Source organism: Lentzea sp. NPDC037011 (assembly GCF_055607425.1).
In genome coordinates, this window is sequence record NZ_JBVJRT010000007.1 from 436,107 (window position 1) to 462,448 (window position 26,342).

General features: G+C 68.7%; 20 protein-coding genes. 12 read left to right on the forward strand and 8 right to left on the reverse strand.

The features are described from left to right. Position 1: 1 nt before the first annotated feature. Entirely contained in the window at positions 2–3,469 is a 3,468-nt protein-coding gene (locus ACZ7CH_RS24255; RefSeq protein WP_470374931.1) for a DEAD/DEAH box helicase, read from the reverse strand. Positions 3,470–3,598: 129 nt separating this feature from the next. On the opposite strand from ACZ7CH_RS24255, the gene ACZ7CH_RS24260 reads away from it, so the two are divergent. Continuing rightward, entirely contained in the window at positions 3,599–6,322 is a 2,724-nt protein-coding gene (locus tag ACZ7CH_RS24260; RefSeq protein ID WP_470374932.1) for an AfsR/SARP family transcriptional regulator, read from the forward strand. Positions 6,323–6,410: 88 nt separating this feature from the next. After that, positions 6,411–6,908: a glutathione peroxidase gene (locus tag ACZ7CH_RS24265; protein ID WP_360393191.1), complete on the forward strand. Its 498-nt coding sequence runs from the start codon at positions 6,411–6,413 to the stop codon at positions 6,906–6,908. Positions 6,909–6,929: 21 nt separating this feature from the next. On the opposite strand, the gene ACZ7CH_RS24270 is transcribed toward ACZ7CH_RS24265, so the two are convergent. Genes ACZ7CH_RS24270 through ACZ7CH_RS24280 form a run of 3 tightly spaced genes read right to left on the reverse strand, consistent with a single transcriptional unit; the run spans position 6,930 to position 9,563 of the window. Then, complete coding sequence (locus ACZ7CH_RS24270; protein ID WP_470374933.1) at positions 6,930–7,577, reverse strand: CoA transferase subunit B; 648 nt, start codon at positions 7,575–7,577, stop codon at positions 6,930–6,932. Between the two features lies 1 nt (position 7,578). Then, positions 7,579–8,355, reverse strand: a complete 777-nt coding sequence (locus ACZ7CH_RS24275; protein WP_470374934.1) for a CoA transferase subunit A — start codon at positions 8,353–8,355, stop codon at positions 7,579–7,581. Then, the gene (locus ACZ7CH_RS24280) at positions 8,352–9,563 is read right to left on the reverse strand and encodes an acetyl-CoA C-acetyltransferase (RefSeq protein WP_458431510.1); all 1,212 of its coding nucleotides are present in this window, start codon (positions 9,561–9,563) and stop codon (positions 8,352–8,354) included. The genes ACZ7CH_RS24275 and ACZ7CH_RS24280 overlap by 4 nt, the downstream gene beginning before the upstream one ends. A gap of 78 nt (positions 9,564–9,641) precedes the next feature. Between ACZ7CH_RS24280 and ACZ7CH_RS24285 the strand changes: the two genes are divergently transcribed. The 3 genes from ACZ7CH_RS24285 (at position 9,642) to ACZ7CH_RS24295 (ending at position 13,321) form a co-directional block, all read left to right on the forward strand. Next, entirely contained in the window at positions 9,642–10,529 is an 888-nt protein-coding gene (locus ACZ7CH_RS24285) for a LysR substrate-binding domain-containing protein (protein ID WP_470374935.1), read from the forward strand. Positions 10,530–11,408: 879 nt separating this feature from the next. After that, positions 11,409–12,527: a DUF4365 domain-containing protein gene (locus ACZ7CH_RS24290; RefSeq protein WP_470374936.1), complete on the forward strand. Its 1,119-nt coding sequence runs from the start codon at positions 11,409–11,411 to the stop codon at positions 12,525–12,527. Positions 12,528–12,997: 470 nt separating this feature from the next. Then, entirely contained in the window at positions 12,998–13,321 is a 324-nt protein-coding gene (locus tag ACZ7CH_RS24295) for a hypothetical protein (RefSeq protein WP_470374937.1), read from the forward strand. Between the two features lie 129 nt (positions 13,322–13,450). Here ACZ7CH_RS24295 and ACZ7CH_RS24300 read toward each other — a convergent pair whose 3' ends face one another. Together ACZ7CH_RS24300 and fxsT are read right to left on the reverse strand one after the other, a co-directional pair. Further along, on the reverse strand, positions 13,451–13,879 hold the full coding sequence (locus ACZ7CH_RS24300) for a tetratricopeptide repeat protein (RefSeq protein ID WP_470374938.1): 429 nt from the start codon (positions 13,877–13,879) through the stop codon (positions 13,451–13,453). A gap of 8 nt (positions 13,880–13,887) precedes the next feature. Then, positions 13,888–15,930 (reverse strand): FxSxx-COOH system tetratricopeptide repeat protein, encoded by a 2,043-nt coding sequence (gene fxsT, locus ACZ7CH_RS24305; protein ID WP_470374939.1) that lies wholly within the window; start codon positions 15,928–15,930, stop codon positions 13,888–13,890. A gap of 332 nt (positions 15,931–16,262) precedes the next feature. On the opposite strand from fxsT, the gene ACZ7CH_RS24310 reads away from it, so the two are divergent. Further along, positions 16,263–16,493, forward strand: a complete 231-nt coding sequence (locus ACZ7CH_RS24310) for a hypothetical protein (RefSeq protein ID WP_470374940.1) — start codon at positions 16,263–16,265, stop codon at positions 16,491–16,493. A 120-nt stretch (positions 16,494–16,613) separates the two neighbouring features. Here the strand turns inward: ACZ7CH_RS24310 and ACZ7CH_RS24315 are convergent, their stop codons facing one another. Then, positions 16,614–17,180 (reverse strand): response regulator, encoded by a 567-nt coding sequence (locus ACZ7CH_RS24315; protein ID WP_470374941.1) that lies wholly within the window; start codon positions 17,178–17,180, stop codon positions 16,614–16,616. 421 nt (positions 17,181–17,601) lie between these two features. Between ACZ7CH_RS24315 and ACZ7CH_RS24320 the strand changes: the two genes are divergently transcribed. Then, on the forward strand, positions 17,602–18,279 hold the full coding sequence (locus ACZ7CH_RS24320) for a radical SAM protein (RefSeq protein WP_470374942.1): 678 nt from the start codon (positions 17,602–17,604) through the stop codon (positions 18,277–18,279). Between the two features lie 324 nt (positions 18,280–18,603). Next, positions 18,604–19,125 (forward strand): hypothetical protein, encoded by a 522-nt coding sequence (locus ACZ7CH_RS24325; RefSeq protein ID WP_470374943.1) that lies wholly within the window; start codon positions 18,604–18,606, stop codon positions 19,123–19,125. Between the two features lie 683 nt (positions 19,126–19,808). On the opposite strand, the gene ACZ7CH_RS24330 is transcribed toward ACZ7CH_RS24325, so the two are convergent. Next, positions 19,809–20,909, reverse strand: coding sequence for a pentapeptide repeat-containing protein (locus ACZ7CH_RS24330; protein ID WP_470374944.1), 1,101 nt, complete (start codon positions 20,907–20,909; stop codon positions 19,809–19,811). A gap of 623 nt (positions 20,910–21,532) precedes the next feature. On the opposite strand from ACZ7CH_RS24330, the gene ACZ7CH_RS24335 reads away from it, so the two are divergent. The 4 genes from ACZ7CH_RS24335 to ACZ7CH_RS24350 are packed head-to-tail and all read left to right on the forward strand — an operon-like array spanning position 21,533 to position 26,337. After that, positions 21,533–22,381, forward strand: coding sequence for a hypothetical protein (locus ACZ7CH_RS24335; RefSeq protein WP_470374945.1), 849 nt, complete (start codon positions 21,533–21,535; stop codon positions 22,379–22,381). Positions 22,382–22,421: 40 nt separating this feature from the next. Then, positions 22,422–23,549, forward strand: a complete 1,128-nt coding sequence (locus ACZ7CH_RS24340; protein ID WP_470374946.1) for a hypothetical protein — start codon at positions 22,422–22,424, stop codon at positions 23,547–23,549. Further along, entirely contained in the window at positions 23,546–25,018 is a 1,473-nt protein-coding gene (locus ACZ7CH_RS24345; RefSeq protein ID WP_470374947.1) for a hypothetical protein, read from the forward strand. The genes ACZ7CH_RS24340 and ACZ7CH_RS24345 overlap by 4 nt, the downstream gene beginning before the upstream one ends. After that, positions 25,015–26,337 (forward strand): AAA domain-containing protein, encoded by a 1,323-nt coding sequence (locus ACZ7CH_RS24350; protein WP_470374948.1) that lies wholly within the window; start codon positions 25,015–25,017, stop codon positions 26,335–26,337. The genes ACZ7CH_RS24345 and ACZ7CH_RS24350 overlap by 4 nt, the downstream gene beginning before the upstream one ends. Positions 26,338–26,342: the final 5 nt, after the last annotated feature.

Here is a 26,342-nt window from a genome sequence, read left to right on the forward strand (position 1 = left end):
CTCAGCGCACCCGGCCGAGCCCGCGCCGGGCCGGTTTGGGCGCGGGTTCGTCGTCGGACTCGACCGTCGGGCTGATCCGGTCGTACTCCGCCAGCCAGCCCGTGGCCCGGTGGTCACCGCGGCGGGTGAACACCGCGGCACCGGACGCGGCGCCCAGGTCGGGGTCGCCCTCGTCCACGACCGGGTAGCCGATCTCCGTGGTGGCCCTGGTGATCGTCACCGCGGTGCGCTTGCGGCCGGTCCACGCGACCGCCGCCGCACCCGCGATCCCGGTGACCGCAACGCCTTGCGCGCTCACCGTCAGCACCGCCGACGTGGTCCGCTCGCGCAGCAACGCGGTGTAGGACGCCTGGTCGAGCTGGCAGTGCGCCGGTGGCCGGCCGGGGGCCCAGTCCGGTGCGCGCACACCGCGGCTGACCGCCGAGCGCCACATGCCCGGCACGAGTTCCTTGGCGTGCGCGCGGGTCGCCATCTGCTCGCACATCCACAGCAGGCGGCCCGCGCCGCGGCCGGGAGTGCAGGAACGCCACCGCACCCGCCGGTCCAGGTCCGCCGACACGATCGCCACCCACGGGTGCACGGTGCCCAGATGTCCTTGTGCCGCAAGCCAGGCGAGGTAACGTGGTGCCTGCTCCAGCACCGGGTGCAGGGAGCCCAGCGGGATGCCCGCGACGGCCCGGCGGCTGCGGCCCGCGAACAGCTCGGGTGAGCGGGCCACGAGCAGCAGCGCCGCCCACGCCAGGTCACCGCGCTGGACGTTCGCCGACGAACCCAGGCCCTGCACGGCGGTGGTGTCGGTGATCCGCGAGGTGCGGCCGCGGGCCCGGATCGCGGTGGCCACGGCCGGGCGGTTGGCCTCGGCGACCGGTGCGTCGGCCAGCTCGGGGACGGTCACGCCGAGCACGCACGTCAGCGCTTCCTCCGCCGTGTCGGCGTCCTCCGGTGCCGGCAGCAGGCCGAGCACCTGCCGCAGCCGGGCGCCGGTGTAGGTGGAGACCATCAGCTGCGCGGTCAGCCGGCCGAGGTCGGTGACCGTCAGCGTGGTACCGCGCTGCACCAGGTAGTCCTTCTCGACGAGGAACGCCACGGCGTCGTGCACCGGTTCGACGTCCTCGTCGCCTTGGGCGAAGGCCAGCGTCTGCCGCCACCACGCCTCGGCCTCGACGACCGTGGTGATGCGGCCCTGCAACACCTCGGCGAGCACGTGGTCGGCCAGGCTGTCGTAGATCTGCGAGTAGACGGCGTACCCGGCCATGAGCCGCCGCTGCCAGTCCGCGCGCTCGGTCTCGTCGGTCACGAGGTACGCCCAGCCCTCGGTCTCGCCGGCGCCGACGCGACCGGCCCGGCCGAACATCTGCATGACCGTGGCGGTGTCCATCGGGTCGGTGCCGATCTTCGTGTCGCGCACGACCACCGCGCGGGCCGGCAGGTTCACGCCCGCGGCGACCGTGGTCGTGGCGACCAGCACGTCGGCCTCGCGCGCCCGGAACGCCTGCTCGGCCGCGTGCTTGCCGTCCCAGTCGGCGTAGTGCAGCCGCACCCCGACCTCGGCGCACACCGTCTCCAGCTTGTCGAAGTCGGTGGGCCCCACCAGGTGCACCGGCGCACCGCGCTCGGCGGCGATCATCAGCGCGGTCGAGCGGACCTTCGGCTTCGACCCGCAGAACACCAGCACGCTGCCCTTGTCGGCGGTGTGCCGCTGCACGAGCTCCGCCACCGCCTGCTCGCGCATCCGCGACGCCTCGGCGTGCCGGGAGGTGGCGGGCAGCATCGGCAGCTGCCAGGTGAGCCGCGACGGCCGCCAGGTCGTGGTGACCAGGTCGCCCTCCAGCCAGTCCGCGACCTCCTGGGCGTTGGCCACGGTCGCCGACAACCCGACGATCCGCACCGGCGACTCGGCCCCGCGCACCCGTGCGAGCAACGCCTCCAGCAACGCACCGCGGCCCGCGCTGCCGAGCAGGTGGATCTCGTCCACGACCATGCAGCCGACCTCGGCGAGCGCCGTCTGCAGCGACGACGCCCGGCAGATCGCCTCGAACTTCTCCGTGGTCGCCACCCACAGGTCGGCGGCGCGCACCCGTTCGACGTCGACGGTGTACTCGCCGGACAGCCGTTCGACGCGCAGCCCCTGCCCGCGCCACGTCTCCAGCTCGCGGTCCAGCTCGTCGGTCAGCGTCCGCTGCGGCACCAGCCACGCCGCCTTGCGCCCCTCTTCGAGGATGCTGCGCAGCACCGCGAGCATCCCGACCACCGTCTTGCCCGCACCGGTCGGCGCCGTGACCACCACGTGCCCGTCACCGTCCACAACGGACGGGCAGGCCTGCGCCTGCGCGGGGTTCAGCGTCGAGTAGGGCAGGAACCGCAGCCAGTCGCGCGGCACCAGGTCAGCCGCGGGCACCGGTCGTGGTTCGGTGGCGTGGTCGACCGGCTCGTGCAGGTCCCACAGCAGCTCGAACGCGTCCCGCGCCGCCCGTGCACCGGCGTCGGTCAGCGGCGCCGTCGGTTCGGCGACCATGCCCGCCATCCCGGTCAGCGACGGCGTCACCCGCAACGGCCCCAGCGCGTCCTCGCCGACCGAGCTGATCCACTCCTCCTCGACCCAGTGCGGCACCGCGCGGAACGGGACCCCGGCGGCGCTCAGCCGGGCGCGCAGGTCCGCGAACCCGTCCGCGTCCGGGAACACGACGCGGACGTCGGTGCCCTCCGGCAGCCGCGGCACGGTCAGGTCCGGGTCGACCGTCTTGCACCAGAACAGCATCCGGTGCTCGGTGACGTCCTCGGCCGGGGCCAGCGGCACCGCGACCGGGTGGCTGCGCTCCTCCGCGCCGTCGGCGTCGGCGAGGATGCGGCGGATCTTCGCCGCGATGACCGTGGTCGACGTGCGCCGCGGGGGAGGGGCGATCGGCTCCGGGGAGATCGGCTCTGTCGCCACTGGTTCGGGTGGCGCGGGCGGCTGCGGTGCCGGTTCCGCGCGCTTCCCGGTGGGCTTCCCGGTGGGCTTCCCGGCGGGTTTTCCGGCGGGTTCTTCGGCGGGCTTTTCGGTGGGCCGAGGGCGTTCCACGACCGGTGCCGCCCGAGGCTCCGGCGGTGCGGGCCTGGTCCACTGCTCGACGGCCAGCTTCGACAACCGCTCGTCGTCGGCGAGCCGCCGGGCCACCGCCTCCGGCCGCAGCTCGCCGAGCACCGCGCGCTGCGCCAGGTGCAGGTCGCTCAGCTTGAACGACGCCGGGCACCCCGGACACACCACCGCCGCCTGCAGCCGCGGTTTGCCGACGTTGCCCGCCACCCGGTACAGCCCGTGCAGCTCGCCGGAGCACCGCGGGCACGGCCGGTCGATCGGGTGGGGCGAGGGCTGCCAGCCAGGTTCCGCGTAGCGCGGGATCGCGGGTGCCGGCTCGACGCCCCAGAGGCGGCGAGCAACACCGGCGACGGACGTGTCGCGGCCGGAGCGGTCATCGGCGTCAGTCATGCACCAGTACCTGTACGAGGTGAAAAACGCGACGATACAGCGAGCGGACCCGCCGGGGCGGGGACCGGCGGACGGCAGCGCAGCGTGTCCGGTCGTAACGGTCCGTGACCACCTCGGTAAGGTGGCGGCGTGAACGGTGTCAGGACCCGGTTCGCCGTGCTGGGAACCATCGAGGCGCGGTCCTGCGACGGGCCGCTCGACCTGGGCCCCGCGATGCAGCGCAAGGTGCTCGCGGTGCTGCTGGTCGGGGCGGGCGAGGTCGTGCCGGTCGACCAGGTCGTCGACGCGGTGTGGCACGACGACCTGCCGCACCGGGCGCGGGCCACGCTCTACACCTACGTCGCCCGGCTGCGGCGCGTGCCGGGCGTGGTGATCGTGCGGCGGCCGGGTGGCTACCTGCTCGACGTCGCACCGGACCACGTCGACGTGCACCGGTTCCGCGCACTCGTGCGGCAGGCCCGCGACCTGCCCGACGACGCGGCGGCAGGGCTGCTCGCGGAGGCGCTCGGGCTGTGGCGCGGCGAAGCGTTCGACGGCGCCGACACGCCCTGGTTCGCCGCGCAGCGCGCCGTGCTCGCGGACGAGCGGTTCGCCGCCCGGTTGCTCGGCACGGACATCGCGTTGCGGCGGGGCGGGCACAGCGCGCTGGTACCGGAGCTGATGGCGCTGGTCGCCGAGCGCCCGCACGACGAGCGGCTGACCGGGCAGTTGCTGCTCGCGCTGTACCGGGACGGGCGGGCGGCGGAGGCGTTGCGGTGCTACGAGGACCTGCGCGTGCGGCTCGCCGAGGAGCTGGGCGTCGACCCGTGCCCCGAGCTGCGGCGCCTGCACCGGCAGATGCTCACCGACGACGCCGCGCTCGCCCTGGTCACGCCGCCTGCGGTGCCGCGCCAGCTGCCGGCGCCACCGCCCGCGTTCGTCGGGCGGGAGGGGGAGCGCGCCGAGCTGGACGGCGTGGCCGGCGGGGTGGTCGTCGTCGGCGGGCCCGGCGGGGTGGGGAAGACCTCGCTGGTCCTGCGCTGGGCGCACGACCACGCGCACGCGTTCCCGGACGGCCAGCTGCACGTGAACCTGCACGGCTTCGACCCGTCCGCGCCGCCCGCCGCGGCCGGTGTCGTGCTGCGCGGGTTCCTGGGCGCGCTGGGCGTGCTGCCCGAGCGGATGCCCGACGACCTCGATGCCCGCAGCGCGCTGTTCCGGGAACGGGTCGCGGGGCGGCGGGTGCTGGTCGTGCTCGACAACGCGCTCGACGAGGACCAGGTCCGGCCGCTGCTGCCCGGCGGGACCACCTGCCTGGTGCTGGTGACCAGCCGCAACCGGCTGACCGGGCTGGTCGTGGCCGAGCAGGCCCGGCCGGTCACGGTGCCGGTGCTCACCGACGACGAGGCGGCCGCGCTGCTGACCCAGCGGCTCGGTGCGGCGCGGGTCGCGGACTCGGGCGCGGTGCACGACCTCGTCCGGCTCACGGCCGGGCTGCCGCTCGCGCTGTCCGTCGTCGCGGCACGGGCGCTGGCGCACCCCGCGTTCGGGTTGGGGGTGCTGGTGACGGAGCTGCGCGACGAACGCAGCCGCCTCGACGCGCTCGACGCCGGGGACCCGGCGTCGAGCGTGCGGGCCGTGCTGTCGTGGTCCTACCACCGACTCTCGCCCGCTGCCGCCCGGTTGTTCCGCCTGCTCGGCGCCCACCCCGGCCCGGACGCCGACCTGGCCGCCGCGGCCGCGCTCGCCGGTGCCGACCCCGGCGTCGTCCGGCCGTTGCTCGCGGAGCTGACCAGGGCGCACGTGCTGGACGAGCCCGCGCCGGGCCGGTTCGCCTCGCACGACCTGCTGCGCGCCTTCGCCCGTGCCGAGGCCGCGCCGGAGGAGACCCGGCAGGCGCTGAGCCGGGTGCTCGACCACTACCTGCACACGGGTTTCGCGGCCGAGCGTCACCTTTCGCCGCACTGGCCGCCGATCGACCTGGCCCCGCCGTGCGACGGCGTGACGCCGTTGCCGATCGACTCCTACGACGACGCGGTCGAGTGGTTCACCGCCGAACGCCCGGTGCTGCTCGCCGCCACCGCTCTGGCCGCGCGGTCCGGCTGGGACGTGCACGCCTGGCAGCTGGCCTGGGTGCTGTCGACCTTCCTGACCCGCGTCGGCCAGTGGGACGACCGGGTCGCCACGCAGCGCACCGCCCTCGCCGCCGCACACCGGCTGGGCGACCGCACGGCACTGGCCGAGGTGTCGCTGCTGCTCGGCCGCGGCACCAGCGTCGCGGGCGACCAGCCGCGCGCCGTCGAGGAGCTCACCGAGGCGCTGACGTCGTTCCGCGCCGTCGGCAACGACACCGGCGCGGGCATCGCGCACTTCTCGCTCAGCGTCGCCCACGCCCGCGGCGCCGAGCCCGCCGCGGCCCTGGAGCACGCCCGGCGGGCGCTGACCCTGTTCCGCGCCACCGGCGACCGCGCGTGGGAGTCGTTCAGCCTCAGCGCGGCCGGGTGGTTCCACGCACTGCTGGGCGACCTCGACCTCGCGGTCGAGCACAGCCTCGCCGCGTTGCGGTTGCAGGACGAGGTGCACGACCGCGACTGCGAGGCGCACACCCGGCGCACCCTCGGGTTCGTGCAGCAGCAACGCGGCGACCACGCCGCCGCCGTCAAGCACCACCGGCGCGCCTGCGCGTTGTTCCGCGAGCTGGGCGACTCCTACAGCGAGGCCGTCACGGCCGACCAGCTGGGCGACGCGCTGACCGCCACCGGCCATGCCGCGGAGGCGGTGGAGGCGTGGCAGCGGGCCGAGGCGTTGTTCGACGCGCTGGACCTCCCGGAGGCGCACGCGGTGCGCGAGAAACTGGCGCGCGTTCTTCCGTGAACCCCGACACCGCAGGTCACGGCGGTGCGGCGGAGCAAGATCGACCAGTGCCGTGTGGAGTCAGGCACCAGTGACATAGGTTCGTGCCGTGAGCATCTACGACATCCCCGTTTCCACGCTGTCCGGCGAACCCGGCGACCTGGGCCCCCTGCGCGGCAAGGTGCTGCTCGTCGTGAACGTCGCCTCCAAGTGCGGCCTCACGCCCCAGTACGCGGGCCTGGAACGGTTGCAGGGCAAGTACTCCGACCGCGGGTTCAGCGTGGTCGGCTTCCCCTGCAACCAGTTCGGCGGCCAGGAGCCCGGCTCGTCGGAGGAGATCGCGACCTTCTGCTCGGCCACCTACGGCGTCTCGTTCCCGATGTACGAGAAGGTCGACGTCAACGGACCCGGCCGCCACCCCGTCTACACGGCGCTCACCGAGCACGCCGACGCCGACGGCACCGCCGGTGACGTCCAGTGGAACTTCGAGAAGTTCCTGCTGTCCGCTGACGGGCAGGTGCTGGCCCGGTTCCGGCCGACGACCGAGCCCGAGTCCGAGGCGGTCACCTCGGCCATCGAGGCGGCGCTGGAGCTGCGCGAGTCCTGACGCGCCGCGGAAGCGGTGCGGTCACGGCCGGGCCGGCTCGCGTTCCACCACCGGCGCACCCGTCTTCGCCACGACCTCCTCCACCGGCACGCCCGGAGCGAGCTCGACGAGGTGGAACGCCCCGTCGGCGACGTCCAGGACGGCCAGATCGCTGATCACGCGGGACACGACCCCGCGGCCGGTCAGCGGCAGCGAGCACGACTCGACCAGCTTCGGCTCGCCCTTGCGGGTGGTGTGCTCCATGAGGACGATGACGCGTCCGGCGCCGCTGACGAGGTCCATGGCGCCGCCCATGCCCTTCACCATCGCGCCGGGCACCATCCAGTTGGCCAGGTCGCCGTGCGCGGAGACCTGCATGCCGCCGAGCACGGCGGTGTCGATGTGGCCGCCGCGGATCATGGCGAAGCTGGTGGGGGAGTCGAAGAACGAAGCGCCCGGCAGCACGCTCACGGTCTGCTTGCCCGCGTTGATCAGGTCGGGGTCGACCTCGTCGTCGTAGGGGAACGGGCCGACGCCGAGGATGCCGTTCTCGGCGTGCAGCGTCACGGCCGAGCCCGCCGGCAGGTGGTCGGGGATCAGCGTGGGCAGGCCGATGCCGAGGTTGACGTACTCGCCGTCGCGCAGTTCGAGCGCGGCCCTGGCGGCCATCTCGTCGCGGGTCCAGGCCATGTCAGTTCGCCTCCGGGCGGGCGCGGGTGGTGCGCTTCTCGATGTCCTTGCGGGCGGCCTGCTCCGGGGTGAGCGCGACGACGCTCTGCACGAACACGCCCGGCAGGTGCACGTGGTCGGGGTCGATCTCGCCGACCTCGACCACGCGTTCGGCCTCGACGACGGTGAACCGGCCCGCCATCGCGGCCGCGGGGTTGAAGTTGCGGGCGGCGGCGTGGAACACGCAGTTGCCCGCGCGGTCGGCGACCGCGGCCCGCACGAGCGCGGCGTCGGTGACGATCGACTCCTCCAGGACCATCTCCCTGCCGTGGAACGTCCGCACCTCCTTGGGCGGTGAGACGACCGCGACGGTGCCGTCGGCGTGATAGCGCCACGGCAGGCCGCCCTCGGACACCAGCGTGCCGACCCCGGTGGGGGTGTAGAACGCGCCGACGCCGGAACCGCCCGCGCGCAGCCGTTCCGCGAGCGTGCCCTGCGGGGTGAGCTCGACGGTCAGCTCGCCGGAGAGGTACTGCCGGGCGAACTCCTTGTTCTCCCCGACGTAGGACGCGATCACCCGGCTGATCCGGCGGTGGTCGAGCAGCAGCCCGAGACCGGCACCGTCGACACCGCAGTTGTTGGACACGATCGTGAGGTCGTTGGCGCCCTGCTCCAGCAACGCCTCGATGAGGAACCACGGGATGCCGGCGAGCCCGAACCCGCCGACCGCGACGCTGGCCCCCGACCGGATGCCGGCGACCGCCTCCGCGGCTGAGCCGACCACCTTGTCCAGGCTCATGACCGCACCGCCTCGAAGACGGCGGCGAGACCCTGCCCGCCGCCGATGCACATGGTCTCCAGCCCGTAGCGGCTGTCCCTGCGCTGCATCTCGTGCGCCAGAGTGGCGAGGACGCGCGCCCCGGTGGCGCCGACGGGGTGGCCGAGGGAGATGCCGGACCCGTTGGGGTTCAGCCGTTCGTCGGCCGGGTCGAGCTTCCACTCGCGCAGGCAGGCGAGGACCTGGGCGGCGAACGCCTCGTTGAGCTCGATGACGCCGACGTCGTCGAGGGTGAGCCCGGCGCGGTCGAGCGCGGCGGCAGCGGCGGGCACCGGACCGATGCCCATGACCTCGGGCCCGACACCGGCCACGGCCCACGACCTGAGCGCGAGCAGGGGTCGCAGCCCGCGCTTCTCCGCCTCGGCGCGCGTGGTGACGACGCACAGCGCGGCGCCGTCGTTCTGCCCGCTGGCGTTGCCCGCCGTGACCGTCGACTCGGGGTCGATCTTGAGCCGCACCGGCCGCAGCTTCGCCAGGTCCTCCAGCGTGGTGTCCGGCCGCGGGTGCTCGTCGCGGTCGACGACCACGTCACCCTTGCGGTGCGGGACCGTCACCGGCACCAGCTCGTCGGCGAACCGGCCCGCCTCCTGCGCCGCGCCCCACCGCTGCTGCGAGCGCACCGACAGCTCGTCCTGCTCCTCGCGGGAGATGCCGTACTCGCGGCGCAGGTTCTCCGCGGTCTCCAGCATGCCGCCGGCCACCGGGTGGAACCGGCCACCGGCCGTCTCGCGTGCCCGCACCAGCCGGTCCATCAGTTCGACGCCGCCGCTCTTGACGCCGGTGCGCAGCCCGAGCGCGTAGTGCTCCACCTGCGACATCGACTCGGCACCACCGGCCACGACGACCCGCGCGGCACCGGTCGCGACCTGGCCCGCCGCGTACAGCACGGCCTGCAGCCCCGACCCGCAGCGCCGGTCGACCTGCACACCCGGCACCCCGACGCCCAGCCCGGCGTCGAGCGCGGCGATCCGGCCGATCGCGGGTGACTCGCCGTTCGGGTAGCACTGCCCGAGCACGACGTCGTCCACGTCGCCCTCGCCCAGCCCGGTGCGGCGAACCAGTTCCTTCAGCAGGGTGGCCGCCAGGTCGGTGGCGCTCAGCGGTGCCAGAGCACCGCCGAACCTCCCGACCGGTGTGCGGAGGGGCGCGCAGATCACGACGTCGGTCATGCCCTCGACGCTAGATCGTCACGTCCATATCTGGAAATACTCATTTCACGTCGGCTGAGACTCTGTGAGTATCAATGCGTGGAACTCCGCCATCTGCGCTACTTCGTCGCCGTCGCCGAGGAACGGCACTTCGGCCGGGCCGCCGAACGCCTGCACATGGCCCAGCCGCCGCTGTCGCAGCAGATCCAGCAGCTGGAGGCGGAGCTGGGCGTGACCCTGCTGCGCCGCACCACCCGCAAGGTCGAGCTCACCCGTGCCGGCGCCGTCTACCTGGACCGCGCCCGCGCCGTGCTGGCCGCCGTGGACGACGCCGGTGCCGAGGCCCGCCGCGTCGCCGCCGGGATGGAGGGGCGGCTCGTCGTCGGCTGCGTCGGCTCCGCCACCTACAGCCTGCTGCCCGCCCTCGCCCGCACCCTGCGCGAGGAGCTGCCCGACGTGGACTTCGCGTTCCGCGGCGAGATGCTCGCCCCCGACCAGGTTGCGGCGCTGCTGGCCCGCACGATCGACCTCGCCCTGCTGCGCCCGCCGGTCGACCACCCGTCGGTGCGGCTGAGCACGGTCCGCCGCGACCGCCTGATCATCGCACTGCCCGAGGGCCACCGCCTGGCCCGCCGCCGCCGGTTGGGCATCGCGGACCTGGAGACCGAAGACCTGGTCGTGCACGCCTCCGGCGGCCGGTCGGTGATGCACGGGATCGTCGCGCGGCTGTGCCGTGCCGCCGGGTTCGAGCCGCGGGTGCGGCACGAGGTGTCGGAGACCTCGACCCTGGTCACGTTCGTGGCGTCCGGTCTCGGGGTGGCGGTGGTGCCGGAGCCGGTGGCCGAGCTGGGCGTCACCGGCACGGTCTACCGGCCGTTGACCGGGGAGCACCGCATCGACCTCGCCGCCGCCGTGCGGGTGGACGACGACTCGCCGGTGCTGGCGCGAGCGCTTGCGGTGCTCGGTGAGCTGACCCGGCCAGCCTGAACGCGACCGTCACTTTCGATCTTGCTGTGACTGTCCAAATTGGTCCTTACTGGCCGGTAGCCCGCTATTTGGGAGGATTTGGGGAGAATCGGTTTGCGCGGGGCGAAATGGGGTTGCGTTGCCTCAAGCGAATTGCACCCTCCGTTTGGGTGTTCTTCCTGGTCGCGGTCGGCGTGTGACGGCGTTGTCCGAGCGCGGCAGAGCCTGGTGATCTCATGGATCGTGCACCTGCAGCGCTGGGCTGTGATCAGTGTGGTGACATCGCGGTGTTCCTCGCGCGGTGGTCATCCAGGTGATGTTCCAGGGGACACATCTGGTCACTGAGGGTCGGAAGCCGTTCAACGCTTTGACCTGCGGCTTGGCTCTACCGAGCGCAGGTCGGGTCGGTCCGAGGACTACTTAGGTGTGAACTATGACACCGATACCGCGCTGGCCTGCGGAAACGCGACTCTCGCAGGTCAGTGCGGTTCAGTTCAAGTCCATTGAGGACCGTTCTGGCATGTTCAACGCGCGGAGTTGCTCCCAATCTGCTCCCACTCTGTGCTCCCAAGGCTCATTGGCGCTGTCTTGCCTGTGCTCGGCCGCATAATCAGCGGCATGACCGGACGTTCATGGCGACACAGGAGAGGTACTGCTGCGGTGCTTGCCGTTTCGACTTAGCCGGCTTGCGAGGCTTCGTTTGTGCCGCCAGTTCAGCCGGATACAACGCCGCCAGGCTTCGCCGCCAGTCCCAACTGGAGGTCTGCGGCTGGGGCCACTACAGGTCACGACCGCTTACCGGCACGATGACCATGGTTACCGCACCGCAGGAGGCTGTAGTGCGGTGACTATCGACAGTCCGCAAGGCGTTTTCGTCGAGCAACCTGCGAAGATGAGCACATGATGCGTCGGAAGCCGTCGGCCAAGTCGGCGAGTCTCGGTGTGACTCGAACCAGGCTAGCCGTCGAAGAGGAACTTGGGTGGCTGTTTCGTGAGCAGTCTGCGGAGGACTTCGGTATCGACGCTCATATTGAGGTTGTCGACGGCGAGATCGTCACAGGAAAGCTGCTGGCTCTACAGATTAAGAGTGGCGAGAGTTTCTTCCGGGATCGGGGCCCAGGTGGATGGTGGTTCAGGCCATCCGACGACCACGTGAGCTACTGGACGAATCACTCGTTGCCGGTCGTCCTCATCATGTACCACTCGGAGGAAGGTCGCTGCCATTGGCAGCTCATCAATGGCCGAACGCTCGTCCAGACTTCGACCGGCGGGTCAAAGGTTCTGGTGCCTGAGCAACAGGTATTGGATAAAAGTGCCCAGGAGCCGCTTCGTGCAGTCGCCTACGGCGCTCGCGACGTAGGCGGCGCCCAGAAGCCTCGCACCTCCACTGGCGCGAGCGATGGAGGCGCAGGCAGTAGTTGGTATCGCCAGCGCATGCCGGAGAGTGTCCGCACGCAGGTAGTTTCTAGGGTCTATCGTAGGGCCGACGAGGTGGGCTGGGACAGGCTGGGCCCTCGCGCCAGGATGAAACTACTGGTGGCATGGGCCGATGACCCGGCGTTGGGTGGTATTCTGGCACCGTACTTTCCCGATTATGGTGTTCGAGTCTGGCTGCAGAACTCGGTACTGGGGGAGTATCCTCGCGCCAAGGAGGGGATCGGTCCCTATGCGCGATACGTGACAACGCGATACCAGACACCCGACGAGATTGTACTCGCGGTGTGCGGGGATGGATGGTTCGTCGAGCCTGGCACGGTAAGTATCAAACCATCGCATTGCTCGGCGACGAACGGGACTGCCAGAAGATACATCTTCTGGGGTGAGGTCTCTGCGTTTAGGGACCTTCTCTACGCGGCACTAGGTGCAACCGGCGATAACTACCTTCAGTCAATTATTGTTCTCCTGCATCATGAATGCCAGAACGTAGAACATGATCATAGTCGGCGTGCTGGCATGGCCAGCCGGTCCCAAATCGAATTGAGGTACCTATTGCGTGCTGAGGTGCCAGTCTTGGGGTAGATCGCCGTCGGTGCTGCTGAATGGAGCGGTGCCGTCTGGCAGTGGCCACGGACTGGAATACGCCCACAGCCAGCAGGAACCAACACGCTGTCCCGAATGGAGGAGCCGTCGAGCGCCGCCACGCAACGCCCCGAACGCCACGTCTCTCCGCTGTTAACTTGCACCCGCGCCCCTCAAGTGTCCGCTCATCGGCAGATGCGGATGGTTAGGCACCGGGCTTGTCGAACTGAGTGGGCATTGCCCTGCATGCTGACGGGTGTGACAGATCAAGGCGGTGCTCAAGATCAAAGTTGGGCGCGGTTGGCTACGGGCTCGCACCGCGTACGAGCGCCATGTGGCGTCCGCTTACGACGGGGTGCTCGTCGAGGTAGCGGCGCGTTCAGGCCGCGGGAAGCGTTGGCCAGTCGGACATCGGCGCGTTGCTGTTGTGGAAGCGGCTTCGGGCAGACACCTCGTGGGTGCGCCGGCTGATGAGCCTGCCGGACCTCAAGGTGCGCACCACTACGGCGCGCGCTGTGGACGCGGTGCGTGACGAGCGCGCGTCGACACCGGCGGCAGCATTCCAAAGCCGCCGGCTGTTGAGTTCGCTTCCGGGATTCAGGACAGGGGATGCCCTGGCCTCCGCGGTGCTCGTAGCCGTCGCCCCACACCGAATGGCCGTGTACGACAAACGAGCCCACCGTGGCTTGGAACTTCTGGGCAGGACTCTGTCCTCCTCACGTGATCGATACCATCGCTACATGCAGCTGATCGACGACCTGCTCGATCTGGCTCACCAGCATGATCACGCCTAGATCGCCTGCGACGTCGCTCTCGCCCTCTACTGGCTCGGAGGATCGCGGTGACGCCCGCACGCTCGGTGGCATGACCGAATGTTCGTGAGAACACAAAAGTTCTACCGCGGTGTTGCGTGGCTCGCGTGGTCAAGGGTTGGTGGCGTTGTCGATCCATGCCTGCAGAGCGTCGGCTTGGTTGGTTTGGTCGAGTTTGCGCAGGACTGCAACGAGGTTGTGCGCGGTGCGCAGCGTGTTGGGGTGGTCGTCGCCGAGGATGCGGCCGGAGCGAGTCAGGGTGTCTTCGCCAAGTTCGCGCGCGGTTTGATGCTCACCCAACGCCGACAGGTTTATGGCGAGGTTGTTGGCGGAGTTGAGGGTGTTGGGGTGGTCGTCGCCGAACACGCGGCGGCGTCGGGTGAGAGTGTCTTCGCCGAGTTCGCGCGCGGCTTGATGCTCACCCAACGCCGACAGGTCTATGGCGAGGTTGCTAGCGGAAGCCAGCGTATCGGGGTGGTCGTCGCCGAACACGCGGCGGCGTCGGGTGAGAGTGTCTTCGTTGAGTTCGCGCGCGGCCATATACATACCTAGCGCCCATTGGCGGGTGGCGAGGTTGTTGGCGGAGGTGAGGGTGTCGGGTGGTCGTCGCCGAGGATGCGGCGGCGTCGGGTGAGAGTGTCTTCGTCGAGTTCGTGCGCGGCTCGGTACTCACCCAATGCCGACAGGCGGGTGGCCAGGCGCGTGCCAGCATCGAGCGTGATGGTGTGGTCGGGGCAGTGATTGTTGTGGGCAAGCCGATGGGCGTACTGGGCGTGGGAAAGCGCTTGGCGGGGTTGCCCGCTGGTGTGCAGGTAGTCGGAGATGCTGTTGAGCAAATCGATGAAGGTGTCGTGATGGGTGGTGAGGAGATCGTGCCGGTCGGGTGCGGTGGTGGTGAGCAGGTGGGGCAGTAGTCGCTGCCACTGCGGCCACACGGCGGGGTTTTTCCACGGATCCTCGGGCTGGCCGCGGTGCAGCAGCAACGCCGCAGTGACTGGCCAGTCGTTCGTGGTTGCGGTGTGCGGGTCCGGGTTGCGTGTGGGGATGGTGCGGAGTAGCGCGGCGGGGATGCGGTGAAGCAGCAGGTTGTCGGCCTCGACCCGTACGAGCGCGCGTTCACGCAGCAGCCGCATGCTGTCGGCCACGGCCAGGGGATCGGCGACGGTCGTGGCGAGTGGTTTGGGAAGCAGGTCGGGGTGGCTGGTGATCAGGGTAAGGGGGACGGGTTCGGGGGCGAACCAGGCCAGCAGGGTCAGCAGCTGCAGAGCGGCGGGATCATGCGGCTGCAGCGCGTCGAAGGCCACCATCCAGGATGCTGCCACCGCTGTCGGTGCGTCACCGGTGGCGGCGACGGTGACGCCGCGGTCCAGCAACTCGCGGCCCCGCGAATCCAGCAGCTCCAGATAGCCGGCCAGGGTGAAGGTGCCGTCGCAGAGCAGGGCCGCAGCCTGATCCAACGCCGAGGGCAGATGCCCCAGCCTCTCGGCGACCTCTGTGATCTCACCAGCGGTCAGACACGGCGCCTTGAGGGCCAGGAACCGGGCGGACTCCTCCGGGGTGAATACGTCGATCGACACCGCCACCGCCACCCCCGTCCAGAACGGATAGCGGGAAGTGATCAACACGTGCACTCGTCCGCCCGGCAGGTACGGGGCCAGGGCGCTGGGATACTCGGCGTTGTCGAACACGACGAGCACACGCTCCCGCTCCCGTAATGCCCCCCATACCCGCGGCACGACCGCGGCTACCGGCTCGCCGGGCTCAGTCACACGCAACGCTTGGCCGAGTTCGGCGACCTGCTGAGCGATCAGGTCAGGATTTTCGGCGGTGATCCACCACACCACGTCGTAGCCGGCGGCGTGCCGGTGGGCGTACTCGATCACCGCGCTGCTCTTGCCCACACCGCCCATGCCCTCGATAGCCCGCACCACCACCGGACCTTCACCGAAGGCCTCCGCCAACTCCGTCAGCAGCCCCTCGCGGCCGGTGAAACCCTGCACTCGAGCGGGCACCTTCCACACCCGTACACCAGCCGGAACCGCGCCTCGATCGTTGACCGCGACGTCCGGGAGATCAGCCGTGTCCGCCGCCGTGACGGCCTGCAGTTTTGTCAGTGCATGCACGACAGCAGCGTCCAACTCCGCCGGGGTTCTCACGATCTTCACCGTGAGGCCGCTGTCGAGCAGCAGTCGCCGCCGAAACGCTTCCTGACGGTCCCCGAACTCCAGATCCCGGAACAACAGCCCCGGCCCTTCCGCCTCCTCATCCAGCACGAACACCAGCCGCGGCTTACCCAACTCCGTCGCCGCCTCGAACTCCAACTCCGTGTACGACAACGACGGCCGATCCACCACCGGCGACCCATACCGGAATCCCGCCACCAGCACATACACATCGCAGTCGGCAACCTGCTGCCAGCACAACGCCGCGGGGGTCCGTACATCTGCTGGGAAATGCGCCATGTCCACTGGCGCATCCCGCAACCGCAACACAGCCCGCTCTGCCGCATCCACGAATGACCCGCCCACGGGATACCTCCGCAGCTCGGAGGTATGGCTCAGAAACACCCGCCGAGCCGACCCACCCACCACAACACCCCCACGCTCAGTACACCGTCACACCCACATCGTCGGGATACTCCGGCGTGTTGCACCACAACGTCCGCTCATCGGCATGAGCGCGGACCTGTTCGGCACTCGACCAGCGGCAGGAGAGTACGTTCCAGCTGACGAAGGAACGTCATTGCAGGTGTAGGCCGGTCGGGGCGTATGAAGCCGGGGCGGTGTGCGGGCGTGAGCGCCACCGCACCTCATGACGCCACCGTGGCCACGATCTTGACGCCGTACTTCACCTTCCGTGGCGGGCCCGCTTCAGGCCACTGCCGAACCTGGCGCGGGCGTGATGACTGAGCGAGACTGCCTCGATGGTTTCCGAATACGCCCAGAGTGATCAATTCCGCGGTGCTCGTATCCACCTGTGCAACCTCGATGGTCTCGAGATCCGCGATTGCGAGGTGACTGGTCTGAAGATCGTCGACTGCTACGGCAGCGACATCTACCTCGGTGGCTACTTCGAGCGCCTCGTCGTCAACGATGTCGACGTGACCGCCTACGTTCGTCGGCGTCGCGCTCAGCCCGTTCGGCCGCCTCGGTGAACTCGAGCAGCCGGGTCGCCGGCTGTCTCGCCGAGCGCAACGTCGACGAGGTTCTCGGGCAGCTTGCCCGTGCTCGCGGCCGAGGGGGCTAACAGCTGGCAGAAGCCGTTGTTCTCGTCATTATTCGTCGTTCTTCGCCGATTCGATGATCAACGGCACCGCAATGTCGGAAGCAGCTTCGAGCTGGTTGAAATAGGTCACCGCGCGGTCGAGTTGCTGCGCCAGCTTCGGGATCGTGCTAGGCGGGAAGTAAACGTCCGCACCGGCGTCCAGGAGACGGCGGACCGGGCCTTCGTAGACGATACCGAGTTCGCGGTCCTCGACCTCCGCGATGACCACTCGCGCGTTCGGGAACGATTCGCGCAGCGATCCGATCAGCTGCGGGCTCAGCGGTGGGATCAGCAGCACTTCGGCGGTCCGGGGAGCGGAGTGCATGTCGAGCACGATGTAGTCCGGGCCGAGCTGGCTCGACAGCGTGTTGCGCGCCGAAGACGACAGCTTCATCGCGCTCGCCACGACCGTGACGTCGTCATATGCCTCCAGGGAACCCGCTGGGGAGCCGGTTGTTCCCGCCCGCGTCTGCCTGGTGGCCCCGGCGATCTTCGCGATCGGCACGCCGTCGCGGACGACGAAGAGGTCCTCGCCGGGCCGCAGCGCCTCGATCTTCGCGATGACGTCGTCCGGCAACCGGCTGCTGTCGATCCACCTCGGAGTGTGCTCGCCCCTCATGGCACCCGAGTCTTCCAGGAGCGGCGCAATGGCCGCCGCCGGCCTGCCTGGACAGTTGAACAGGACGCCGGAACAGTTGAATGCGTTCAACTGTTCCCGAGTTGCTCACCTGCGTTCTTCTTGGGTCTACAGGCCGAAGAATCTTCTCGTTGGTCGGTCTTTCGGGTGTGGTTGACGTGCTCGAATGGGCGTGGTTGTCGATGGAAGTCGGGCGGCGCCTTTCTGGTCGCTGTCGTGTGAATGTATGGGGATACCTGAAGAATCGAGCTCCGCTGCGCGTCGGTACTTGGAGTATCGGTTCCGGCGCATCTTAGGGGCCTGTGATTTGCGTTGTGATCGTTTAACTTTCATTCCTACTACGCGTGATCCGGACGAGAAGATGTCCGCGTACACCGACTACGACCGGTTCTTCCGCACCGCTTTCCCGGAGTACTTCATTCCGCAGGACGGTCTCCGGGAGATGCCGCTCTGGGTGGCGCACCTGACGTCGCTCGTGCGCTCCGCCGGCCTGGAGTCCCAGTCTGCGACCCTGTCGAAGGTGCTCGTCGAGGCCGGGGCGTGCCTCGAGCGGATCCACAATGCCACGGTGCCCGGCGACCTCGTCCTGATGTCCCCGCTGGCCCAGAACTTCCGGCTCACGCTGGAGGTCGCCCGGTCGCTCGAGAAGGCGGGCCGCCGCGTCGTGCTGGGCGGCAACATGGCCCGGCTCGCCAAGGCGGGCGACGCGCACCTGGTCCACCGCGGCCAGCTCGACGCCGTGCTAGTGCGCAAGCCGATCCAGCTGGCCGAGATCGGCAGCGAGCTCGAGAAGGAGGTGCGGCGCGACAAGTCCGACGAGCTAATCACGTGGGCGCCCGACCACCGCCACCTCAACGGCTACTGGGGCCAGATCCCGTTGCTGCGACTGAACGCGAGCCACGGTTGCCTGCACCAGTGCTCGTTGTGCGGTGACGCGTGGAGCCAGCAACTGGTGATGGTCGAGAAGAACGCGCTCGCCATCGAGGTCGACGAGCTGGCGCGCGGTACATCGTGCGGGACAGGTTGCTGGCGACGCTGACGCGGCCGCGGGGGTCATCAACGCCGTCTACCTCGGCCAGGTGGCCGTGTTCGTGCTGTTCTTGATCGACCTGCTGGACCTCGGCCCGACGGGCTACTCCCTGCTGCTGGCCGGAGGCGCGCTCGGCGGTGTGGCTGGTGGGGCTGGTCGCGGAGCATCTGGTCGGCAAGGTGGGCAGTGCGTGAAATGATCGATCAGCTCCGCGGTGCATCTGGATTGCCGGTCGATCTTTGCATGACATGGCGTATGAGGCGTGCCGGAAAGTTGATGAAGACCAGGATCGCGAGTGCTTCGTGGCGTTCGTGCCGAACCGATGGGGAATAGATGAAGACCGCGTTCGCGCAGGCCACGGCGGCTCTCGCGCTCATGACCATCGCCGCGTGCGGCAACGTCGACACGCCGGCGGACAAGGCGTCTGTGGTGGAGATGCCCGCTGGACTCGTGGACAAGGTCAAGTCGGGTTGTGCCGACCTGATCAAGCCGGAGCCGGTCGCGGTTGTCGCCAAGGGCTTCGAGGTCGCGGAAGTCGCCCGTGGACCTGTTGACGACACCTGCACGGTCTCGGTGCAGGGCGGTCGCGAGGTGCTCTTCGTCGGCCTGATCGGCTACCCGAGCAAGGAGTTGGCAGCGCAGTCCGTGGACATGCTGTGCCCTGGCAACGGGTTCGAAGGGCCGGATCAGTCGTGCAAGGTCGCGACGCGCGACGGCGAGGGTTTCTTGGTGCGTGGCGTGGCTGGGCGTTGGGAGGTGAAGATCTCGGTCTCCGGGGTGCCGATGAACGATGAGGTGGAGGGTGCCGCGGTCCAGATTCTCGAAGATCTCAGGAGCTCCAGCAAGACCAAGTGATCGGCGGCGGTGATCTTGACGGCCGGACACGATCGCCCGTCTGCAACGACGGACATCTTGTTCGCGAACAGGTGTTCGATGCACGCCGGGGCTGACACGAATCTGTCGTGGGAGGAAGATGGGAGGAAATTGGGAGAAGTCAAGGTGTGGCAACAGGAACGAGCTGCACTCAAGCACGTCCAACTGCACCGTGATGACCTGCCGGTTCGGTTTCTCCGCAGGTTAAGCCATGACTGGGGGTCAAGGACCGGAAGCCGTTCAACGCTTTGACCTGCGGCTTGGCTCTACCGAGCGCAACTCGGTCAGTCCGAGGACTACATATGTGTGAACTATGGCACCGAGACCACGCTGACCTGCGAAAACATGATTCCCGCAGGTCAGCGTGGGTCCGTTAATGTCCATTGAGGACCGTTCCGGTACGTTCAACGCACAGGGTTGCTCCCAATCTGCTCCCACTCCGTGCTCCCAAGGCCCATCGGCTCTGTCTCGTCTAAGGCGTGCGCGCTCCGCGGTTGATGCGGGGTTGGACCTGATGATCGCCTAAGGCCGACGTGCACGCTCAGCTTTATGAGCGGACGTCGATTCAGTGGCGGGCGAGCACCGTCATTGCTGTTCGGTTTGAGCTGCGGTGCGCAACTTGGTGCTTCGGATAGAAGGAAGCGCAACGGATACTCTTCCGGTAGTCATTCCCTTGCGGCTTCAATTCGCCTTATGAGCCACGGTTCTGACCCGAACGGTGAAGGTTGAATCACCGCGCCGACCGTCCATCCCTCCGGGAGGCCGCTGTCACGGTCTGGGTCCACCACTACGGTACAGTCTTTGAACTTGACATCGGCGTCCTCGCGCGTCCAATCCGAGAAATTCACCCAACCGAACGAGCACTCTTGAAATGCGGCCTTTCTGCGTACCTCCGCTCTGGAGAAGCTCAGCACGGCACCGGGTTTTGAATCTTCCATGAAGATGCCCGATTCGAACGTCGCACCTTTGAAACTGGTGAACCTTGCCTCAAACCCGGAGACGACAACCTGGCCATGGAACCTAGTTCCCTCACAGCTGACCTTCTCTTGAACCTTCGTGCCGTCGAGTGCCATCCTCCTTGCGATCGTCGCTCTGTCCAACGTCAGAGATCGGCACTCGCAGAACACCAGTTCGAACTCGTCAAGCGAGGCACCGGACAGGTCGATGTCCAGGTTAGGCCAGAAGTCCTCGCTCAAGATCTCCTCGCCATCCCGATCCGATATCCCGACCGTGTAGACGTGTCGGATGATCAGCCTTTGAGCGACACGGCGGACCTCAAGCTCGGATTGCCGGCTGGCCCCCAGAGAAGAGGCGTCCTCGCGGAGCGGCATGCGGAGGTATGCGCACACGACATCGATGATCGACTGCCGCAATGTCCGGTCGTTCGAATTCCGACCCAGCCGTTCGAGTGCGTACAGCCCTGCAAGTCGCACGGCTGCTTGATCGGAGCCGAGTTGTTCTGCAGCACTCGTGTACAGCTCGGTGATCCGGCGTTCGGTGGCATCGTGAATGGTGTGCCGATCGGTGATCTCGGACGACTGTTGACGGCGGAACGCGAGCCAGAGTGCGAGACCTCCGCCGGTGCCGGCGGCAGTCGTCAAGCTCAACCGCAGGACGTCGACTCGCACCGATGCGGGGTCTGTCGCTCGGACGTAGCTGCTCGCCCAGACGTGGACGCCGATGCCGATCGCCGCCATGCTGAGTAGTGCGAGCGCGATCCACCACCACGACATCGGCCGAAGTTCGGGTAAGGCGGTCTTTTTCACAAGTGCCCTTGATACCAGCCCGCGGCGTTGCGGGTGTCGTAGAGCCAGCACGGGTGACCGGAGGCTAACCAATCGGCTTCGCTGTCGGGAGTTGGCTGAGCAAGGAGCCCAGGGGCTCAGCACGGTTGTCAGCCGGTGTCGCGCGAGTCCACTTCGGTCGCCAGGTGTGCGACTCCGTAAGGCGCGGTTGTCGGCGATCAGCTCGCCGAGCGAATCAACGGTGGGAGAGCTCGGCGATGTGGTTATCGAGCTTTCCCGTTTCCCGCTCAGCAGGTGAAGGCGGCATCGGTGTCGTCGGTGGTGGGTGCTCGAGCACCAGGGAAGCAGGGCGAGAATCGTCTGGCTGCTCAGCCGTGCGAGGTAGGGCCGTTGCAGGTACGGCGCGCGGTCGACGTCCTCTTCGACGTAGCGGCGATGCCGTCGGCCGTCTGATGGAACGCGCTTGTGGGAGGCCTGTCCGTTGGCTGACTCAGGGAGTCCCAACGGTTCTCTGTAACGCGTTCAGTGGTCTGCTCGACCAACACTCCAACGAATGATCTGTCGCTCGACCAAGTGGTTGACGACATCGAACTGATCTAGTCAGAGCAGGTAGAAAGCGTTACCCGTCAGTGATTGCAAATGCAATGCTGGTGGATACTGGGAGATACTGGGTAGATGATGGTACGGTCCTGTTCATGACGGAGGCACTGGAGAACCTTGAGCGACAGATCGACGAGTTGCGTGCCCAGGTGCGCCGCGCGGCGACCGCGGGTGATCCGGTTCGGGCGCGTGAGTTGCGCGCTGATCTGCGCAGGGTGGAACAGGCGTGGGAGAACGCCCTTGCCGCGCTGACCGCTCCTGTCGCGGAAGTGGGCGAACCGGCGCAGACCGGGTCCATCCTCCCCGCGCGGGAACAGGTCCATCAGGCGCTCGTGCTCCTGACGGTCCCGTCAGCACCCAAGCTGGTCGTCTCCGTGCACACCGCTGTGTTCGGCGGTGACCTCACCAGTGTCAAGCTCACCAGTCTGAAGCGCGACGAAGAGCGATCGTTCCGGTCGTCACCCCACGCCCGGCCGTACTACCTCTGCAACGCGCTGACCTACGACAGACTCGTTCCCGCCCGCGGTCTCGTGGCCGTCTCCACTTGGCCGTTGGTACGACGGGTGGTCGGGCCGTTGAGCGCGCGGGTCGACTTCCTCCGCGTGGGCATCGCGCTCGCGCACCAGGTCGAGCGCATGAGCGCTCCGACCGCACCGGTGCTGCGGCTGCTCTGGCAGTACGCGGCGAACATCCCGGATGCCGCACCCACGTTCGACGCGATGCAACCCGCGGTGGTCGCTGCCGCTGCGGCTGCGGAGTTGAGCGTGCACGAGGACGCGGACCTCGCGCATCGCGAGGACGCGGCCGAGCGAGCCCGAACCCAGCTCGATGAGACCCATCAGCTGTTCGGCTCCAGCCTGAAGGTCGTACATCGTACCGCGACCGACTCCTGAACCACCCCCTCCGCACGGAGCACCCCGAGAAAGAAGCACGGTGACTGAACCGAACTCGCGCTTGGACGGCATTCGGGGGCCGGCCGAGCCGACGAAGCACAACGCCAGGACGATCGCAGCGCTGACCAGCAACCCCGGCTGTGCGCGCAGGCGAGTCCTCGACGCCGCGGGCGTCGACAAGAAAGCCCTCGCCGAGCACCTCGGTGCCCCCGCACCTTTCGGCGATTCCCCGTTCGCGCTCGCTCGCGGCAACGTGTTCGAGTCCATCGTTAAGGCCAATGGCGCCGCAGAGCTGATCCGGCTTCTGCGGGAGATGCTCGGCCTGTCATTGCCCGAGGTCGCCTACCACGCCCTGGACAACGTCGCCGGGCGTGAGTCGCTCGACACCCGTCACCGCCGTTCGGTCCAGCTGCTGCGCGACGCCGCGCGGTCCGCTGAGGACTCCGGCACGTTGTTCGCCCACCCTTTGTTGCGCTTGGACATCGGTGGCCGGGCCGTGTACCTCGAGCCCGACCTCATCGCGTTTCAGATCGCGGGCCGCTTCCACGTCGTGGAGATCAAGTCGTTCCCGGTGATCGACCGGTGCGCGGAACCCGGGAAGGTGGCGGCTGCGGCGATCCAGTCGGCGGTCTACGTCATGGCGATGCGCGACTTCGTCGCCAGCCTCGGTCGCGACCCGGAGATCGTCTCGCATGATGTGGTCCTGGTGTGCCCGAAGGACTTTTCGAACACCCCGACCGCAGCCCTGATCGACGTGCGCAAGCAGCTCACCACTCTCCGGCGCCAGCTCGACCGCCTGGAGGATCTCGACTCGATCCTGGGAGTGCTCCCGCCAGGACTGACGCTGGAACTGCGGCCCGACAGCACGGGCGCGCCGACGCGTCCGGTCGGCGAGCTGGACGAGGCGCTGAAGCACCTCGAGCCCCGTTACGCACCCGAGTGCCTCTCGGCGTGCGAGATGTCGTTGCGGTGCCGTGAGGAGTCCCAGGGGCGGACTGAGGCGCTGGGCCGGTCCGTCCAGGAACAGCTCGGCGGGATCGAGTTCGTCTCCGAAGTGCTGTCGTTGGCCGCGGGCACGCGGACGCCGTCCGTCCACGAGGAAGAGGCCGCGCGCATGCTCCGTGCCGCTCACCGCCTCCGCAGCCAATGCCTGGGAGAGACCGCATGACCACATTGACCGCCTTGGCGCGGGCGCACGCGGTGGAATCCGGTTGTGCACAGCCCATCACCACGGTGCGGCACGTCCACGTCGCCGACCGGCCCTTCGTATGCGTGCCGTTCGCGCTCGCCGGTGAGGCGAACGCACCACTGGCCGCACTGGTCGGCGACGAGCGTGAGCGCCCTCGACTGCTCGTCGTCCACCAGCCGCGTGACCGCGACCAGCGATTCGAGTTTGCACACCGCATGGGGCAGCTGTTCCAGGGCTACATCGCGAGGTTTCCGTCGGTCGTCCAAGAACGGGTACACGAGTCCACCAGGCCGGTGAACGGACCACAGCTGTGGGTGCCCAACCCGAGGTCGACCGCGTTCCTGAAGCTGTTCGGCCGTTCGACCCGGTACCGCTCGGTGGACGGCCCGTATCCCGTCGAGGAGACGGTGCCGCGGCTCGGCCGGTGGCTCACGCAGTTCGTCCACGAGGCGGAGTACTCAGGCCAGTCGATGCTGCTGGAGGCGACGACGGTGCTGACTCAGCACTGGGCCACCGGGCAGAGCGCGGTGGAGGACGCGCACCTCCCCGCCCTGATGGCGTGGCTGCTGCCGCCGGATGGCATGAACGGCCGGGCGGCCGCGCTCGCGGCCGAGGACCCGGTGACCCATCCGCCTGCGGGGCCCGCGACCGACCCGACCTTCGACCGAGAGGTGCTGGCACCGGCGATGGCGGCCTACGACGCCGCGAGCACCCCGGTCGCGCTCCGCACCGCCAAGGAACGGCTCGAGTCCGCGTTGCGAGGACAGCTCGCACCGACGTGGGACCTCGTCTGGCAGGCGATCGACCTGATGAGGCAGCTGCCACCGGGCCAGCGGGTGGTCAAGAGATGGGTTCGTGATGTCCGGTCGAACCAGACCTTCTACGCCCGTCTCAACGACGGCAGTCCTCCTCAGCCGAAGCGTGACGGCGCGGTGGCCGCGGCCAGGAGGCTGAGTCGGCTTGAACGGACGCAGGCCAATTACGAGGCGCAGCGGGCGTTCGACGACCCACTGGTCATGGCCGAGCACCGCCTGGCCGGCAACGCCTTCGTCGGCACCGTCGTCGAGGTCGAGGTGGACCGCTTCGCGGGGAAGGCGCGACGACCGCTGATCAAGGTGCGGACCGACGACCCCGTGTCGCTCATCTCCGGAACGCTCCTCGACCCACGCCGGGAACGTCAGAAGGCCGAGATCCTGGAGGTGGAGCAGGACGCCGGCGCCCTGATCATCTCTTTGGAGCTCGCGGGTGGGATGGGGAACAAGACGAAGGAACCACCTCCTCCCCGAAGTCTGCCGGCGGAGGGCGAGGAAGTCTGTTACAGCGCGTTGAGCGACGAGTTCAAGCGAGATGGGGACTTCCCGAGCCTTGAGGAGACGCCGTGGACCCATGGCGGGCCGCCGGTGCCGGTGCGGGTGACGAACGAGGACGTGAAGGAGGACTGGTCGTGACCACAGTGGACCCTTCCGCCGCGGCGGACCGAGTCGTGGCCGACGCATTGCACGATTTCCTCGAGACCGATCATCGAGGAGTCGTGGTCGACTCACCTCCCGGCGCGGGAAAGTCGACCCTGGTCGTCCGCGCGAGCACCGAAATGGCGGCCGACGGTGAGACCGTGATGGTAGTCGCTCAGACCAACGCGCAGGTCGACGACCTGATCGACCGGATGGCCCGACACGCGCCCGGCGTGACGATCGGCCGATTGGACGGCACCGACTACGTGCCAGACCGCCGGATCGCACATCCCAATGTGGCCCACAGCCGCAAGCTCGACGAGCTGGGACGGCCCCAGATCACCATCGCCACGGCGAAGAAGTGGTCCTACGTCAGAGACGTCAGTTGGCAGAGGGCGATCATCGACGAGGCCTACCAGATGAGGTCGGACGCCCTTCTCCAGGTCGCGAGGCTGTTCGACGAGGCTCTCTTCGTCGGCGATCCCGGGCAGCTGGACCCCTTCTCCACCATGGAGCTCGACCGCTGGGCAGGCCTGCCGTGGGATCCGATGCAGAGCGCGGTGGCGGCGATGCAGCGCAGCAACCCGGAGTTGCCCGTCCACCAGCTCCCGGTGTCCTGGAGATTGTCGGCGGAGGCGGCGCCGGTCGTGTCGACGGCGTTCTACCCGTTCACGCCGTTCAACGCCGGAACCGGACCTGGACAACGTCAGATGGGTTTCACCACCCGCCCGCTCCGTCGCGGTGCGGTCGACGACACGCTCGAGATGGCCGCGACGACCGGCTGGGCATTGCACGAACTTCCACGTCAGCACACCATGCGCACCGACGCGGAGGCAGTCGAGGCGATCGTGACGATTGCGCTGAGGCTGCTCGAACGCGGCACCGTCGTGACCTCGGCGCCCGATCACGTCGAGCAGCCGGTGACCGCGAACCGCATCGCGATCGGCGCCGCACACCGAGACCAGGTCGCCGCGATCGAGCGCGAGCTCACCACCCGCGGCGGCGCCGACATCACGGTCGACACGGCGAACCGATTGCAGGGCGCCGAGTTCGACGTCGTCATCGTGCTGCATCCGCTGTCCGGACGGAGGGACGCCACGGCATTCCACCTTGAGTCCGGCCGGCTCTGTGTGCTGACCTCGCGCCACCGCCACGCCTGCATCGTCGTCGCCAGGGCCGGAATCCAGGAACTCCTCGACGCGCACCCCACGAGCGAGCCCATGCACATCGACGTGCCGGCGAAGTTCCCCGACGGCTGGGCCGCCAACCACTCCATGCTCGAACACCTGCGACGCCACCGAAATCCGGCGGCCTGAGAGAG

Excerpts from the sequence above, each read along its gene's own strand:
- ACZ7CH_RS24255 (WP_470374931.1), bottom strand. The coding sequence starts at position 3,469 with ATGACTGACGCCGATGACCGCTCCGGCCGCGACACGTCCGTCGCCGGT.
- ACZ7CH_RS24270 (WP_470374933.1), bottom strand. The coding sequence starts at position 7,577 with ATGGCCTGGACCCGCGACGAGATGGCCGCCAGGGCCGCGCTCGAACTG.
- ACZ7CH_RS24275 (WP_470374934.1), bottom strand. The coding sequence starts at position 8,355 with ATGAGCCTGGACAAGGTGGTCGGCTCAGCCGCGGAGGCGGTCGCCGGC.
- ACZ7CH_RS24280 (WP_458431510.1), bottom strand. The coding sequence starts at position 9,563 with ATGACCGACGTCGTGATCTGCGCGCCCCTCCGCACACCGGTCGGGAGG.
- ACZ7CH_RS24290 (WP_470374936.1), top strand. The coding sequence starts at position 11,409 with ATGATGCGTCGGAAGCCGTCGGCCAAGTCGGCGAGTCTCGGTGTGACT.
- ACZ7CH_RS24295 (WP_470374937.1), top strand. The coding sequence starts at position 12,998 with ATGAGCCTGCCGGACCTCAAGGTGCGCACCACTACGGCGCGCGCTGTG.
- ACZ7CH_RS24300 (WP_470374938.1), bottom strand. The coding sequence starts at position 13,879 with ATGGCCGCGCGCGAACTCAACGAAGACACTCTCACCCGACGCCGCCGC.
- ACZ7CH_RS24310 (WP_470374940.1), top strand. The coding sequence starts at position 16,263 with ATGGTTTCCGAATACGCCCAGAGTGATCAATTCCGCGGTGCTCGTATC.
- ACZ7CH_RS24320 (WP_470374942.1), top strand. The coding sequence starts at position 17,602 with ATGTCCGCGTACACCGACTACGACCGGTTCTTCCGCACCGCTTTCCCG.
- ACZ7CH_RS24325 (WP_470374943.1), top strand. The coding sequence starts at position 18,604 with ATGAAGACCGCGTTCGCGCAGGCCACGGCGGCTCTCGCGCTCATGACC.
- ACZ7CH_RS24335 (WP_470374945.1), top strand. The coding sequence starts at position 21,533 with ATGCTGGTGGATACTGGGAGATACTGGGTAGATGATGGTACGGTCCTG.
- ACZ7CH_RS24345 (WP_470374947.1), top strand. The coding sequence starts at position 23,546 with ATGACCACATTGACCGCCTTGGCGCGGGCGCACGCGGTGGAATCCGGT.